Source organism: Coriobacteriia bacterium (assembly GCA_041658765.1).
Lineage (GTDB): Bacteria > Actinomycetota > Coriobacteriia > Anaerosomatales > JBAZZO01 > JBAZZO01.
The window spans coordinates 58,056-72,756 of record JBAZZO010000012.1 but is presented as its reverse complement, the minus strand read 5'-3'; the positions used below and the strand labels follow the sequence as shown (position 1 = coordinate 72,756).

Below are 14,701 nucleotides of genomic sequence, written 5' to 3'. Positions count from 1 at the left end.
CTCTACAAGCTCAACGCCCGCAAGAACCCGAGATGGAAAGAGGAGGTGAAGGCGTCCGACGTCGAGTACCTTTATTGTGAGGCAACGAATCAGTCGCTCGAGTACCTTTTATTCTGAGGCATCACGGCCGCGCGCCTCTCGCGCTACTCCTCGTCGAGCACCATCGGCGTACCCTCCAGGCTCGGCTCGAGCCCTACCGCGCCCTTCGGCGCCCGGCTCGGCAGCGCCTCGGAGAGCACCATCCCGCCGAGTATCAGCCCGGCGCCGGCCATGCCGCTCGCTCCCAGACGGTCGCCCGCGAGCAGCCAGCCGAAGAGCCCGCCGAATGCCGGCTCGGTCACCAGTATCAGCGCTGTGCGCGTCGGCGACAGATGTCTCTGCGCCCACGTCTGCACCGCGAACGCCACCGCCGACGCCAGCACGCCGGTCACGACGAGCGCGGTCAGCAGGCTCGTCTCGCTCGGCAGCGGCGCCCTCTCAGCGACCGCCAGCGAGATCGTCCCGCACACCGCGGCCGTCACCGCGAGCTGCACGAGCGTGAGCGCGCGCACATCGTGGTGGTGACCCGCTCCCCCGAGCACGATCATGTGCGCCGAGTACGCGAGCGCGCACAGCAGCACGCGCGTGTCTCCCACGTTCCACCCGCTCACTCCCCCGCCCGAGAGCAGCCAAAGGCCGGGCACCGCCACGGCCACGCCCGCGATGGCGGCCGCGCGCGGCACTCTCCGCAGCACGACGGCCTGCAGCGCAGGCGTGATCACCACGAACATCCCGGTGATGAACGCCGCCTTCGACGCCGTCGTCGACTGCAGCCCCCACGTCTGGAAGACGTATCCCGCCGTGAGGAAGGCGCCCGCCAGCGCGCCGACCCTCAGCGTCCCGGCGTCGAGCCGGCGCAGCGAGCGGGGAAAGATCGCGCAGAACGCGACGACGGCGATGGCGAAGCGCCACCCCAGGAAGGCGTAGAGCGGGTAGTGCGCGACAGCGTCCTTGACCATCACGAACGTCGTGCCCCACACCATCGCGACGCCGACGAGGGCGGCCTCGACGCCGCGACGCCGCAACAGCTCCGTCACGAGACGGGCTCCTCCTGGGGCAGGTCCTCGAGGACGGGCCCGGTCGGCGTGCTGGGGTTCACGATCGAGAGCGGCAGCGGCTCCCTGGGGGCGTCGCCCCAGAGCTTCTCGAGGCGGTAGTACTCGCGCTCGGCCGGCTGGAAGACGTGCACCACGACGTCGCCGAAGTCGAGCAGGATCCAAGTGGCCTGCTGCTCGCCCTCGCGGCCGATCGCCGGGAGCCCGGCCTCCTTCAGGCGCTTCTCGATCTCCTCGGCGATAGTCTTGACCTGGCGGTCGTTGTTACCTGTGGCTATGACGAAGTAGTCGGTGATCACGAGCAGCTCGTGCAGGTCGATCATGGCGACGTCGGTGGCCTTCTTGTCCGACGCGGCCTCTGCGGCGAGCAGGGCGTATCCGCGGATATCCAGCTTCGGCTCCTCCTTCTTGTGCGCTACCCGCCGGAAGCGGGCGCGTAGTCCTTCCCGATGATGATGATGATATCAGCGACGTCCTGGTCGGACTCCTGGGTCGTCACCGTACCGACGCGAAGCGTCTTGCGCACGGCCGCGCCCTTCGCCGGCCACTCGGCGCCGGTGTGCTGGAGCACGATGAGCGTCTTGGCGTAGTCGAACCTGTCGGCGTTCTTCGTGTCGACGACCACGTAGCCGGCCTTGATGAGCGCCTGCGCGGCGGTCCCGGCGATCCCGGGCGTGCCCGTGCCGTTGTAGAGGATGACGCGGGTGCGCGTCTCGCTCGCGCTGAGGCGCACGCCCCACCACGTGAAGAGCAGGTCCGCGACCTCCTTGCGCTGGGGCTCGTAGTACGTCTGGTCGGCGATCGTGATCGGCTTGACCGGCAGCGGCACTATCGCGACGTTCTTGCCGGAGATGCCGTCGAGCACCGACTCCAGCGAACGCAGCTTCGTGCGCGTGTGATCGCTCGCTGTCGCCGCCTCGAGCACGCCCTTGAGCGATTGGCCCGTCAGCGCCGCCGTGTAGACCGACGCGTCGACCACCACGTAGTGCTCGAACGGGATCGTGAGGTAGTTGCTCACCGCCGCCATCGAGACCTTCGGACCGCTCGCGTACGAGTCGCCGATGCGCTCGAACCCCTGCCCGGGCACCTCCATGAACGCGCCCTCGGGCACGGCGATGCCGAAGACGCGCTTCTCCTTGCCGTCGATGCGCACCGCCATGAAGCCCATGGCGCGCCTGTCCTTCACGCCGATGACGAGCAGGTTGTCGCGGGCGAGTTCCTTGCGCGCCTTGGGCAGGACGGCTTCCGCCGCCTTCTTGGTGGCGGACCACCTGGCGAGCGAGTTCACGCCGGCGATGAATCCCCACAGCACGCCGATCACGACCGCGAACGACACGACGATCACGAGCACCGCGAGCATCGCGCGCACGGTCGCGTCCCGGGCGAATCGCGCGCCGGTGCCGACCCTCACGCGCACGCGCTCGCGCTGCCGGTCGACGCGCGCGGCCCTCCCCGCCTTCGACGTGCGGCGCGTCGCGCGATACCCCGCGACCGGCCGCAGGTCCTCGTCGCGACGGTGCCGCGGCACCGGGTCGCCGGTCGCGCGCCTCGCCGGCCTGCGCGATTCGCGGCTCATGGCCGGTCCTCCGCGACCAGCGCGTTGTAGACGGTCACGGTGTGCGGGTGGATCCTCCGGCGCGCGCGCACGAGGTACCCGAGCGTCTGCTGGTAGGCGAGCTTGAACAGCTCTTCTAGCTCGACGCGACCGACCGAGGCGCGCAGCACCTCTACGCCGGGGTAGGCGCGGGCCGGCTCGATCATGTCGGCGACGTGCACGACCATCGACAGCGGCGTCATCGAGCGCGCGCCGAGCGTGTGGCATGCGATCGCGTCCAGAACGTCGCGCGGCAGGTCGGGGAAGCGCTCGGCCGCCTCGGCCGCGCCCACGCGCGCGTGCAGCAGGTACGGCACGTCGCGGTCGGCGTCGGTGATCCGCAGCCCGAGGCGCACCGCGTCGCCCAGCAGCACCGCACCGTCGCGCCTGCGCGCCACATCGTGCAGCGAGCCCGCCATGCGCGCCGCGTCCTCGTCGACGCCGTACGCGCGCGCCAGGCGCGCGGCGGTCTCCGCGACACGGTCGCAGTGCGCGACGTCGTCTTCCGCGAGCTTCTCTCGCAGCATCGCCCGCACGCTCGCTACGTCGGGCGCCATGTCAGCCCGCCCTCCCGTAGAGCCGGTTCTTCGCGATGTACGCGGCGACCGGCTCCGGCAGCAGGTAACGCACGGGACGCCGCTGCGAGACCCTGGCGCGGATGTCGGTCGAGGAGATGGCGAGCGCGGGCACCTCGATGATGTCGACCCTGGGAGCCCACGAGAGGGCCTTCAGGCGCTCCTCGAAGCCCGCGAGGTCGTATCCGGGGCGCGTGGCCGCGATGAACGAGCAGAGGTTCCCCAGGCGCTCGGCGTCCTTCCACGTGAGGATCTCCCACACCGCATCGGCGCCCGACACGAAGTAGAGCTCGGCGGCGGGTCCCAGCGAGCGGCGCATCTCGGCCATCGTGTCGGCGGTGAACGTCGGCCCCGGCCGGTCGATCTCCATGCGCGAGACCTCGAAATCGGGGTTCGCCGCGGTGGCGATGACGGTCATGAGGTAGCGGTGCTCGGGCGAGGTCACGGGCTGCTCGAGCTTCGCGGCGGGACGCCCCGTGGGCATGAAGACCACCCGGTCCAGGTTGAACTGGACGAGCGCTTCTTCGGCCGCCACGAGGTGGCCGAAATGGATGGGATCGAACGTCCCACCCATGATCCCGAGGCGCGGTTTCTTCCTCACGTCCGGATCTGACCGCTCCCCATCGCCATGAATTTCGTGGTCGTCAGCGCCTCGAGGCCCATCGGGCCGCGGGCGTGGAGTTTCTGGGTCGAGATGCCGATCTCGGCGCCAAGGCCGAACTCGCCGCCGTCGGTGAAGCGCGTCGAGGCGTTCACGTACACGGCCGCCGCGTCGATCTCGTCGAGGAAGCGCTTCGCCGCCTCGTAGTCGCCGGTGACGATCGCCTCGGAATGCTTCGTCCCGTACGTGTTGATGTGGGTGATCGCCTCGTCGAGGCCGCTGACGATCTTGCACGATATCTTCAGGTCGAGATACTCGGTCGCCCAGTCCTCCTCGGTCGCGGCCTCGATGCGCATGACCGCGCCGAGAGAGCGCGTGCGGTCGTCGGCGTAGATGGTCACGCCCTCCGACTCGAGCGCCTTGAGCACGGGCGGCAGGATCGTCTCGTAGACGTCCGCGTCGCACAGGATGCTCTCGGCGGCGTTGCACACGCCCGGGCGCTGCACCTTCGCGTTCACGACGATGCGCTTGGCCATCTCGGCGTTCGCGCCGCTGTGGATGTAGATGTGGCAGTTGCCCACGCCCGTCTCGATGACCGGGACCTTCGCGTTCTCGACGACACTACGGATGAGGCCGGCGCCGCCGCGTGGGATGAGCACGTCGATGTAGCCGTGCAGGCGCATCAGTTCTTCGGCGGCCTCGCGATCGGTGGAGAGCACCGACTGCACGCACGTCTCGGGCAGCCCGGCGCCGACCGCGGCGGACTGCAGCACGCGCGTGAGCGCCGCGTTCGAGTTCGCGGCCATCGAGCCGCCGCGCAGGATCACCGCGTTGCCGGTCTTCACGCAAAGCCCCGCCGCGTCGACGGTCACGTTCGGGCGCGCCTCGTAGATCATCGCGACGACGCCGATGGGCACTCTCACCTGCTGGAGCCAGATGCCGTTCGCCAGACGCGAGCCGCGCACGAGCTCGCCGATGGGGTCGGGCAGGATCGAGAGCGCCTTGAGCGCCTCGGCCATCGACTTGATGCGCGCGGGATCGAGCGCCAGCCTGTCGACGAGCGGGGCCGCGGTGTTCTTCACGCGCGCCGCGGCGACGTCGGCCTCGTTGGCGGCGAGTATCTCCTCCTGGCGCGTGAGCAGCGCGTGCGACATCGAGAGCAGCGCGCGGTTGCGCTGGTCGCTCGAGGTCACCGCGAGCTTGCGTGAGGCCTCGCGGGCGGCGAGGGCGAGATCGAGCACTTCGGACATTTCTACCCTCCTACCGTTCGCGGTTACCTCACAGTATGACTAGGCAGTCCCTATGGACAACCTCGCCGCCGTCCCAATCCGGGATCATCTTCGATATCTCCGAAGTCTTCATCCCCTTGACGCGGTCGAGGTCCTCACGGGAGATCGCGCTCAGCCCGCGCGCGACGACCTTGCCCCGTGCGTCGACGAGGTCGACGGCGTCCCCGGCGGCGAAGCTCCCCGATGTCGCGACGACACCCGCCGGGAGCAGGCTCTTCCCGCGCGAACACAGCGCGTCGCGTGCGCCGTCGTCTATCTCGACGGTGCCCTTCACCGGGCTCCCGTACGCGATCCACAGCTTTCGTCCGGCGATCGACTCCGCGCCTTCGCAGAAGTACGTTCCCACGGGCTCGCCCGCCGCCGCGTCGACGACCACGTCGGGACGATGCCCGTCGCAGACCACCAGCGGGATGCCCGCCTTCATCGCCACGCGCGCGGCCTCGAGCTTGGTGGCCATGCCGCCCGAGCCGACGTCGCTTCCCGAGCCGCCCGCGGCCGCCACGACGTCGTCTGTGAGCGTCTCCACGCGCGCGACCAGGCTCGCGTCCTCGTCTGTGCGAGGATCGGAGGAATAGAGCCCCTCGGTGTCGGTGAGCAGCGCCACCAGGTCCGCCTGGACCATGATGCCGACGAGCGCAGCGAGCTGGTCGTTGTCTCCCATGCGGATCTCGTCCACGGCGGTGGTGTCGTTCTCGTTCACGACCGGCACGACGCCCATCCCCAGCAGCCTCTCGAGCGTCTGGCATGCGTTCACGTAAGAGGGGCGATGCCCCAGCTCGTGGCGGGTGAGCAACACCTGTCCGGTCGGTATGCCGGCCTCGGAGAAGGCCTGCTTGTAGGCGCCGATCAGGCGCACCTGGCCGACGGAGGCCGCGGCCTGCAGGCCGGGCATGTCGGAGGGACGCGAGGCGAGACCGAGCGCGTCGACTCCCGCGGCGATCGCGCCGCTGGTCACCACGACGACCCGGTCGCCGCTCTCGCGCACGCGGGCAACCTGCCCCGCGAGCGAGCTCAGGTACGCCACGTCCACACGGCCGTCGGGCCCCGTGACCGTGGAACTCCCGAGCTTGATGACGATCGTCCGGCTGCTCACTACCCCACCTCTGCCGTTCCTCCTGGAGCCCATCGTATCAGTCGTCGGCGCGCTCTAGTATCGGAGGAGCGTCGATGCCGTCGAAGGTGAACGAGACCGGCCCGATCTCGATCGAGTCGCCGTTGACGGCGCCAGCGTCGGCGAGCGCCTTCTCCACGCCGGCACGGACGAGACCGTGCTGGAGATAGGCGACGGCCTCCTCGTTGCCCATCTCGGTCATGATCACCATGCGCTCGATGTGGGTGCCCAGCACGGCGAACCGCCCACCCCCGAGGTTCTCGACGCGGAAGCTGCGGTCGTCGCGAGGCCCGTAGACCGTCGGGGCGACGTGCTCCTCGCTCGCCGCGGCCTCGCGCAGCTCGTGCACGCTCTCGGCGACGAAGAGCTTGAGAGCGTCGAGCCCGGCGCCGGTGACCGCCGAGACCTCGAAGTACGGCCGCTCAGCCTCCTCGCAATGCGTGGCGAGCAGCCGCGACGCGTCATCGGTACCTTCGACGTCCGACTTGTTGCCGACGACGACCTGCGGACGTGTGGCCAGCTCGCTCGCGTGCGCGGCGAGCTCCGCGTCGATGACATCGAGGTCGTGAAGCACGTCGCGGCCTTCGTGACCTCCCGTGAGGTCGACGACGTGCATGATCAGCGCCGTGCGCTCGATGTGGCGCAGGAAGGCGTGGCCGAGACCTGCGCCCTCGCTCGCGCCCTCGATGAGCCCGGGCACGTCGGCGGCGACGAACGACCTCTCGCCGGCGGAGACGACGCCGAGGTTGGGAACGAGCGTCGTGAACGGGTAGTCGGCGATCTTGGGCCGCGCCGCGCTCATGCGCGCGATCAGCGACGACTTCCCGACGTTCGGGAAGCCGACGAGCGCCGCGTCGGCGAGCAGCTTGAGCTCGAGACGGATCCACCGCTCGTAGACCGGCTCGCCGAGCTCCGAGAAGGCCGGCGCTCGGCGCGTGGGAGTGACGAAGTGGATGTTGCCGCGCCCTGGGCGCCCGCCCTTCGCGACGACGGCGCTGTCGCCGGAATGCGCGAGGTCGGCGATGGGCGTGCCGTCGTCCTCGAGGATGGTCGTGCCCACCGGCACCTTGAGCACGAGGTCCTCGCCTCGGGCGCCGATGCGGCGGTCGCCTTTCCCGTGCGTGCCGCGCTCGGCGCGGAAGTGACGCTTGCGGTGGAAGTCGAGCAGCGTCGAGAGTCCGGGGTCGGCGACGAAGACGACATCCCCGCCGGGACCGCCGCTGCCCCCGTCGGGACCGCCCTTGGGCACGTGCGCCTCGCGCCGGAACGACGTGCAGCCCGCGCCGCCGTTGCCCGCCTTGACGTTTATCTTGGCCTCATCGACGAACATGTCCCACCTGCCTGACGACGCGACGGCCCTCCAGCCGGTTGGCGCGGAGGGCCGTCGAGGTCATCTTCGCTTCTTCGAGGACGGTCGGCGGCTAGGCCTCCGCCGGTCGCACGTGCACGCGGCGGTCCTTGCCGCGCGTGAAATCGACGACGCCGTCGATGAGCGCGAACAGCGTGTCGTCGCGGCCGAGGCCGACGTTGTTGCCGGGCTTGAGCGCGGTGCCGCGCTGACGCACGAGGATCGACCCGGCCGTCACTACCTGGCCGGCGAACCGCTTGACCCCGAGTCGCTTCGACTTGGAGTCGCGGCCGTTCTTCGTCGAGCCGAGACCTTTCTTGTGGGCCATGACCTACGACCTGCCTTCCAGATCCGGAAAAGAAGGGCGCTAGCCCTCGGCGTCCGCCTTCTTGCTGCGCGTGGCGCGCTTCGGCTTCTCATCGGCCGCCGGCTTCTTCGCGGCCGGGGCCTTCTTCACTGCGGCCGGCTTCTTGGCGGCCGGGGCCTTCTTCGGCGCGGCCGGCTTCTTCGCGGCTGCCGGCTTCTTCGCGGCTGCCGGCTTCTTGGCGGCTGCCGCCGGCTTCTTCGCGGCCGGCTTCTTCGCGGCGGGAGCCTTCTTCGCGGCTGCCGGCTTCTTCGCTGCGGGCGCCTTCGGCTCGGCCTTCGCCTTCGCGGCCTTCGCCGGCTTCGCGCCGTCGAGCGCGATGCCCGTCACGAGGATCTTGGTGAGGTTCTGGCGATGTCCCTTGAGGCGCTTGTAGCCCTTGCGCTTCTTGAACTTGAAGATGACCGACTTCTCGCCCTTGAAATGCTCGACTATCTCGACGGTGACGGCCGCGTTCGCGGCGCCGGCACCGACGTGGATGCCCTCCCCGTCGGCAACGAAGATCGCAGGCAGGGTGAGTGTCCCGCCCACCGGCACGTCGAGCTTCTCGACGACGGTGACGGACCCCTCTTCTACCTTGACCTGCTTCCCGCCGGTGGCGACGACAGCATACATCCTTGAAGCCTCACTCTCGGGTGGATACGCGAGGGGAAATGCTAGCACCTGCTCTCCTGCACGTCAAACGGCCCGCAGCCTACTCGAGCGCCCGCTTCAACAGTCCGGCCTTCCCCTCGATGAGGATGCTCACCCCCGTGGGCTCGGTGTCTGGGTCGGTGACGATCTCGACCTGCTTGCCCGTCTCGGCGCGAAGCGTCGCTATCGCGTTCTGGCCCGGCGCCCTGACCAGGGCGTACGTCTCCGGATGGAGCCCGAACAGGTACGCGGGCGAGCGGCCTCCCTCGAGGATCTCGCGCATGCGGCGGACGACCATGATCCGCTTCGTGACGTCGGAGAGGACGCGGCCTTCCCCGTGGCAGCACGGACACTGCTCGGTGAGGATCCCGTAGAGGCCCTCGGTGACGTTCTTCCGTGTCATCTCGACGAGCCCGAGGCGGCTGATCTCGGTCACGCGCGTCTTCGTGCGGTCGGCCTCGAGCGCGCGATTGAGCCGCGCGAAGACCTCCGTGCGGTGCCTGGATTCCTCCATGTCGATGAAGTCGATGACGATGATCCCGCCGATGTCGCGCAGGCGCAGCTGGCGGACGGCCTCGTCCGCCGCCTCGAGGTTCGTGCGCAGGATCGTCTCCTCGAGGTTGTGCTTCCCGACGAACTTGCCCGTGTTCACGTCGATGGCCGTCAGCGCCTCGGTCCGGTCGACGTTGACGTGACCGCCGCTGTGCAGCTCGACCGAGCGCGAGAGCGCCGAGTCGATCGTCGGCTGCAGGTCGAAGAAGTCGAAGAGCGGCACGCGCTCCTTGTGCAACATGACGCGACGCACGAGCTCGCCCGACGTCTTCTTGAGGAAGGAGACGACCTTCTCGAAGACCTGCTTGTCGTCGATGATCAGCCGGCGGAAGTCCTCGTTGAAGACGTCGCGCACGAGGCGCAGCGCAAGGTCCATCTCCGTGTAGACGACCTCGGGGGCCAGCCCCTCCTTCGCCTGGTGTCGAACGCGCTTCCACAGGCGCAGCAGGAACTCCATGTCGGAAGCGACGTCGCGCGCGGAGCTGCCCTGAGCGGCGGTGCGCACGATGACGCCCAGCCCTTGCGGGACCAGCGGGGCGACGATCTCGTAGAGGCGGTCGCGCTCCTCCTCGGGAAGCTTGCGCGAGACACCGACGAACTCGGAGAACGGCATCAGCACGAGGAAGCGCCCCGGGAGTGAGATCTCGGTGGTGATGCGAGAGCCCTTCGTGCCCATCGAGTCCTTCAGGACCTGCACCATCACCTGCTGCCCGGGCTTGAGCAGCTGCTGGATGTCCCGGCGCGGCACGTCCTCGAAGCCTTCGGGCGCCACGACCTCGTCGACGTAGAGGAAGGCGTTCTTCTCCAGCCCGATGTCGACGAATGCCGCCTGCATCCCCGGCAGGACGTCCTTGACCCTGCCCAGGTAGACGTTGCCCACCACCGAGCGTTTGGGCCGTTCGATGTAGAGCTCGACGAGCTTGCCGTCCTCGAGCAGGGCGACGCGCGTCTCGCTCATGTCGTGCGAGATGAGCATCTCGCGCACTGTGACCGTCATCGGTCGCGACTCCCGTCACAACGGGCGACGCGCGACCCCGTCCTCACATTCGACGAGCAGGTCTGTCCGCGCCACCGATCGGACGGCGCCTGCGAGTCCCGCACGGGCGATCGAGGCGGTCACGAGGGCTTCGGGGCGGAGCGAGCCGTGCTCGCCGATGCGCGTCGTGACGCGCACCACCGTCCGCCCTTCGACGGTGCTCGCGCTGGGCTCCTCCGGGAGACTGAGCGCGAGACCGAAAACCTTGGTGTTGCCCTTGTGTTCCACCGCCAGCTCGCCGGTCGCGAGCACCGCGTCCAGCGCCGCTTGCATCCGGTCCTTGCCGATATCGTCCCCTTCCACGACGACCTCGTATCTAGCCACCGTCAGCACCGCCGAGAGAGACGCCCCGCCCGGTGCCACGAACCCCGCCTGGATCGGCGCCAGGTCCTGCGCCGACACCTCCCGAAGCCTCTCGAGCAGCCCCGCGGCGGGCGCGTGCCGAGTGAGCCAGACATCCGCCCACTCGCGCTCGCCGGCCGTACCGACCGGCAGCGCCGGCCCAAAGGCTATCCGCAGCTTCGGGTTGAACCCTTGCGTCACAGCATACTCCAGTGGGGCCCGGCGCACCGCGCGCTCGAACGCGCGCACGACCTCCAGGTGCGCCAACCAGCGCAGACGCCCCGTCTTCGAGAAGCAGATCCTGAGACGGAACAGCCCGTTACCCACGGCGCTCGCCCTCGATGCGCACGTCCGCGCCGAGCGCGGGACACACACCGCACTCCACGCATCCCTCGGCCGCGCAGTCGCCCGTGCGCTCGCCACGCAGCGCGCGTTCGCGCTCCTCGAGGAGGAAGACCTCGTCGAGACCGGCCGACAGGTGCGACCACGGGAGTGCGGTGCCGGGGACGCGGACCGCGGACGCCGCTTCTTTGGCGTCGAGTCCGCACTTCTCGAACGCGGCGACCCACCTCGGCAGCGAGAAGTGGTCGCTCCACCCCTGGAAGACAGCGCCGGCGCGCCACGCGGCCTCGACGACGTCGGACAGCTCGCGCCCGCCGCGGGCGAAGGCCGCCTCCAGGAACGAGACCTCCGGGTCGTGCCACGAGAGCTCGACCCCCTTGCGGGGCATCGCGTCGCGCAAGACTCCCTGGCGGCGGCGTATCTCCTCGAGACCGGGCTGGACCTCCCACTGGAACGGCGTGTGCGCCTTCGGGACGAACGTCGACACGGACACAGCGATGCGCAGCGCTCCCCGCTCGCCCGGCGCCACCTGAGCGCGCGCCGTCGCGACAACGCGGGAGACGAGAGAGCCGATGGCGGCGACGTCCTCGTCGGTCTCCGTGGGAAGGCCGATCATGAAGTAGAGCTTCACCCTTCTCCAGCCGGAGCCGACGGCGGCCCTCACCGCGTCGATGAGGTCCTCCTCCGACACGTTCTTGTTCACGACGTCGCGAAGGCGCTGCGTGCCCGCCTCCGGAGCGAGCGTGAGCCCGCTCTTGCGCCCGCCTCCCGACGCCAGCCGCGCCAGCTCGATGCCGAACGAGTCGACGCGCAACGACGGGAGGGAGACGGTCACGCCCATGCCGCGCAGCCTCGAGGTCAGGCGGCGGAGCACCTCTTCGATGCGAGAGTGGTCGGTCGTCGACAGCGAGGTCAGCGAGACCTCCTCGTAGCCCGTGCACGCGAGCGCGGCCATGACGTCGCGCACGATCCCGTCCGCCGACCGCTCCCGGACGGGGCGATAGACCATCCCCGCCTGGCAGAACCGGCAGCCCCTGCTGCAACCGCGCAGGACCTCGACCGTCGCACGGTCGTGCACGGCCTCGACGAACGGCACGACCGGGCACACCGGCGCCCGCGTCGCCGCGAGGTCGGCGAGCACGCGCTTCGACACGACGGCGGCGCTACCCGGCAGGTGCAGAGACGGCACGTAGACGCCGGGGACCTCGGCGAGCACGCGCAGCGTCGACTCGCGAGTGGCGCCGGAGGACAGCGCCTTGCGGTGGGCCTCGACGATATCGACGACCGCCTCCTCGCCGTCGCCGAGGAGTATCGCGTCGAAGAAGGGTGCGACGGGCTCCGGCTGGAAGGCGCAGGGCCCGCCTCCGATCACGAACGGATCTCCGGCGCCGCGATCGGCGGCGCGCAGGGGGATCCCCGCCAGGTCGAGGACCTCCAGCACGTTCGTGTACGTGAGCTCGTAGGGCAGGGTGATCCCGACGAGATCGCAGTCTCGAAGCGGCGCGCACGATTCCAGCGTGGGGAGCGGGACGCCGGCACAGCGCAGCGCCGAAGCCATGTCGACCCATGGCACGTAGGCGCGCTCGGCCGAGACCCCCGGCAGCGCGTTCAGCCGTTCGTAGAGGATCGCGAGCGCGGAATTCGCCATGCCTAGCTCGTAGGTGTCCGGGTAGACGAGACCGACGACGTACTCGGACTCATCGTGGCGCGCGCCCCACTCGCGGTCGACGTATCGCGCGGGCCGCTCGACCCCCGAGAGCAGCGGCTCGAGCCGCGGCCACAGGTCAGCCCGCGGACGGACCGTCATCCGAGATCCCGTCGCCTATGGCCTTGGCACGGACCTTGAGAACGCGGCGGGTGACCGCGCGAAGGTCCGCTCCCTGCTCGAAGTAGGCGATAGCGGCCTCGCCCATCGCGACCGTGCCCGCGTATCCGATGCCGCCCTTGACCGCCCAGCCGAATCCCGGGACGAGCCCGACGAACTGCCGGGCGACCGCGCGCAGCGTGAAGCCACCCCCGACGACGACCGCCAGCTCCCGCACGCGTTCGGCGCTCAGAGGCTGCCCGTAAGCAGCGGCGATCTGGAGGAGCATCTTCGCCTGGTTCGCCGTCATCAGTGGAAGGTCGGCGCCGGGGATGATCGCGACAGCGCCGATCGCGCCGTTCTGCCAGGCGGTGGCGCGCACGAAGGTGCCGGCGACCGCGCGCCGGACGAAGGTGAAGTTGTGCGCGACGGCGAGACGCTTCTCCGGTACCCGGTCGACGAACCACCGGGCGAGCAGCTCTACCGCGCGATCGGCGGAATCGCACGCGATGACGTCCTCGATGGGCTCGCCGAGCGACGCCGCGAGCGCTTCGGCGTCCTCGCGCAGCGCGACCACGGCGACCGGCACGCCCCGACGGCGCGCGTCGTCGGCCGCCGAGACCGCGGCGGCGGCGCCCGAACCGAGCACGAGCACGAGCGCGTCGGGCGCCGGCGCGGCCGGCTTCGCGTCCCCGAGCGCGGCGACGGCGACGCGCGCCTTCGCCGTACGGGGCACGAGGGCCGCCTGGAGCGCGTCGAGGAGCGCGTCGGGCGCGTCTCCCTCGACGAGCACTTCGAACGTCAGCGCGGCGTCGCGGTCCTCGCTCAGGCGCTTCGCCGAACGTAGCAGGTCACGCGGATCGATAGGGAGGCCCACGGTGGTCCTTTCCGTCGCGCCCGTCAGGTGCCGTAGCGGCGCGACCACACGGACAGCAGCATACCCGTTCCGGCCAGGTTCGTGACCATGAAAGAACCGCCGTAGCTCATGAACGGCAGCGGGATGCCCGTGATGGGCATCATCCCCACCGTCATCCCGATGTTCTCCAGTATCTGGAAAGTCCACATGCTGATGACCCCCGCGACGATGAGCGCTCCCATGAGGTCGCGTGACGACGTGGCGACGTCCAGGGCCGTGACGAGCAGCAGGAGATAGAGCGCGAGCAAGCCCGCGACCCCGACGAAGCCCAGTTCCTCCCCCAGGACCGCGAAGATGAAGTCCGTGTGCCTCTCGGGAACGAAGTCGAGGTTCGATTGCGTGCCCGAGCCGAGCCCCTTGCCGGTCAGGCCGCCGGAGCCGATCGCGATCTTCGACTGCGCCAGGTTGTAGCCGGCGCCGCGCGGGTCGCGCGTCGGGTCGACGAAGACGAGCAGCCGGTCCTCCTGGTAACCTTTGAGCATGTGCGTGTTGAGCACGAGCAGCACGCCGAGCGCGCCGACCACGGCGAAGACCGCGAACCAGCGCAGGCCCAGTCCGCCGACGAGGAACATCCCCATGGCGATGGCGACGAAGACCAGCCCTGTGCCGAGGTCGGGCTGGACCAGGATGAGCGCGAGCGGGACGAAGAGGAAGCCCATGACGCGAGCGACGTCCTTGGGTGTGTCGATGCGCCCCCTGTAGTGCGCGATCACCGCGGCAAGCACGATTATCATCACGAGTTTGGCCGGCTCGGAGGGCTGGAACAGGCGCACGCCAGCTATCTGGAGCCACGACGTGGCGCCCTTCGCGCTCGCTCCCAGGCCGGGGATCCTCGGCGACACGACGAGGATGGCGCCGAACACGGCGAGCGGACCGAGCCAGTGCTCGAACTGCGTGTAGTCGAACGACCAAGCCACGGCGAGCGGGACGAGCCCGACGAGGATGCCCGCGACGTGCCTGCGCAGCATAGACTCGCCGACCGCGCCCTCCGGCAGCGCCGACGCTACGACGACGGTCCCGAAGACCACGAGGAGCGCCACCCAGAGCAGCAGCGGCGCGTTGACCGCGTCGCGTACTCGCCGAGAAGTCGATTTCTCCAT

At 69.7% G+C, this 14,701-nt stretch carries 15 protein-coding genes; all 15 read right to left on the bottom strand.

Annotated features, from left to right (window positions below):
- Nucleotides 1-143: 143 nt before the first annotated feature.
- On the bottom strand, nt 144-1,076 hold the full coding sequence (locus WC971_08130; GenBank protein MFA5844781.1) for a DMT family transporter: 933 nt from the start codon (nt 1,074-1,076) through the stop codon (nt 144-146).
- Nucleotides 1,073-1,465 carry a ribosome silencing factor gene (gene rsfS, locus WC971_08125; protein MFA5844780.1) on the bottom strand — a complete coding sequence of 131 codons (393 nt, stop codon included), beginning with the start codon at nt 1,463-1,465 and terminating at the stop codon, nt 1,073-1,075. The genes WC971_08130 and rsfS overlap by 4 nt, the downstream gene beginning before the upstream one ends.
- Nucleotides 1,466-1,509: 44 nt before the next feature.
- Nucleotides 1,510-2,670, bottom strand: a complete 1,161-nt coding sequence (locus tag WC971_08120; GenBank protein ID MFA5844779.1) for a LytR C-terminal domain-containing protein — start codon at nt 2,668-2,670, stop codon at nt 1,510-1,512.
- Nucleotides 2,667-3,245 (bottom strand): bis(5'-nucleosyl)-tetraphosphatase (symmetrical) YqeK, encoded by a 579-nt coding sequence (gene yqeK / locus WC971_08115; GenBank protein MFA5844778.1) that lies wholly within the window; start codon nt 3,243-3,245, stop codon nt 2,667-2,669. Before yqeK ends, WC971_08120 begins: the two co-directional genes overlap by 4 nt.
- Before the next feature lies 1 nt (nt 3,246).
- Nucleotides 3,247-3,864, bottom strand: a complete 618-nt coding sequence (gene nadD, locus WC971_08110; protein MFA5844777.1) for a nicotinate-nucleotide adenylyltransferase — start codon at nt 3,862-3,864, stop codon at nt 3,247-3,249.
- Nucleotides 3,861-5,114, bottom strand: coding sequence for a glutamate-5-semialdehyde dehydrogenase (locus WC971_08105; GenBank protein ID MFA5844776.1), 1,254 nt, complete (start codon nt 5,112-5,114; stop codon nt 3,861-3,863). Before WC971_08105 ends, nadD begins: the two co-directional genes overlap by 4 nt.
- A 28-nt stretch (nt 5,115-5,142) precedes the next feature.
- Nucleotides 5,143-6,246, bottom strand: coding sequence for a glutamate 5-kinase (proB, locus tag WC971_08100; protein ID MFA5844775.1), 1,104 nt, complete (start codon nt 6,244-6,246; stop codon nt 5,143-5,145).
- A gap of 37 nt (nt 6,247-6,283) precedes the next feature.
- Nucleotides 6,284-7,594 (bottom strand): GTPase ObgE, encoded by a 1,311-nt coding sequence (obgE, locus tag WC971_08095; GenBank protein MFA5844774.1) that lies wholly within the window; start codon nt 7,592-7,594, stop codon nt 6,284-6,286.
- Between the two features lie 91 nt (nt 7,595-7,685).
- Nucleotides 7,686-7,940, bottom strand: coding sequence for a 50S ribosomal protein L27 (gene rpmA / locus WC971_08090; protein MFA5844773.1), 255 nt, complete (start codon nt 7,938-7,940; stop codon nt 7,686-7,688).
- A 39-nt stretch (nt 7,941-7,979) separates the two neighbouring features.
- Nucleotides 7,980-8,591: a 50S ribosomal protein L21 gene (gene rplU / locus WC971_08085; protein ID MFA5844772.1), complete on the bottom strand. Its 612-nt coding sequence runs from the start codon at nt 8,589-8,591 to the stop codon at nt 7,980-7,982.
- Nucleotides 8,592-8,670: 79 nt separating this feature from the next.
- Nucleotides 8,671-10,158, bottom strand: coding sequence for an Rne/Rng family ribonuclease (locus WC971_08080; GenBank protein ID MFA5844771.1), 1,488 nt, complete (start codon nt 10,156-10,158; stop codon nt 8,671-8,673).
- Nucleotides 10,159-10,173: 15 nt separating this feature from the next.
- Nucleotides 10,174-10,866 carry a TIGR03936 family radical SAM-associated protein gene (locus WC971_08075; GenBank protein ID MFA5844770.1) on the bottom strand — a complete coding sequence of 231 codons (693 nt, stop codon included), beginning with the start codon at nt 10,864-10,866 and terminating at the stop codon, nt 10,174-10,176.
- A complete protein-coding gene (locus WC971_08070) occupies nt 10,859-12,688 on the bottom strand; it encodes a TIGR03960 family B12-binding radical SAM protein (GenBank protein MFA5844769.1) in 1,830 nt (609 codons plus the stop codon). The genes WC971_08075 and WC971_08070 overlap by 8 nt, the downstream gene beginning before the upstream one ends.
- Nucleotides 12,666-13,562, bottom strand: coding sequence for a hypothetical protein (locus tag WC971_08065; protein MFA5844768.1), 897 nt, complete (start codon nt 13,560-13,562; stop codon nt 12,666-12,668). Before WC971_08065 ends, WC971_08070 begins: the two co-directional genes overlap by 23 nt.
- A gap of 23 nt (nt 13,563-13,585) precedes the next feature.
- Nucleotides 13,586-14,701 (bottom strand): rod shape-determining protein RodA, encoded by a 1,116-nt coding sequence (gene rodA, locus WC971_08060; GenBank protein MFA5844767.1) that lies wholly within the window; start codon nt 14,699-14,701, stop codon nt 13,586-13,588.

Coding starts and splice junctions, on each gene's coding strand:
- WC971_08120 (MFA5844779.1), bottom strand. CDS start 2,670: ATGAGCCGCGAATCGCGCAGGCCGGCGAGGCGCGCGACCGGCGACCCG.
- yqeK (MFA5844778.1), bottom strand. CDS start 3,245: ATGGCGCCCGACGTAGCGAGCGTGCGGGCGATGCTGCGAGAGAAGCTC.
- WC971_08105 (MFA5844776.1), bottom strand. CDS start 5,114: ATGTCCGAAGTGCTCGATCTCGCCCTCGCCGCCCGCGAGGCCTCACGC.
- obgE (MFA5844774.1), bottom strand. CDS start 7,594: ATGTTCGTCGATGAGGCCAAGATAAACGTCAAGGCGGGCAACGGCGGC.
- rpmA (MFA5844773.1), bottom strand. CDS start 7,940: ATGGCCCACAAGAAAGGTCTCGGCTCGACGAAGAACGGCCGCGACTCC.
- rplU (MFA5844772.1), bottom strand. CDS start 8,591: ATGTATGCTGTCGTCGCCACCGGCGGGAAGCAGGTCAAGGTAGAAGAG.
- WC971_08080 (MFA5844771.1), bottom strand. CDS start 10,158: ATGACGGTCACAGTGCGCGAGATGCTCATCTCGCACGACATGAGCGAG.
- WC971_08070 (MFA5844769.1), bottom strand. CDS start 12,688: ATGACGGTCCGTCCGCGGGCTGACCTGTGGCCGCGGCTCGAGCCGCTG.
- rodA (MFA5844767.1), bottom strand. CDS start 14,701: ATGGAGAAATCGACTTCTCGGCGAGTACGCGACGCGGTCAACGCGCCG.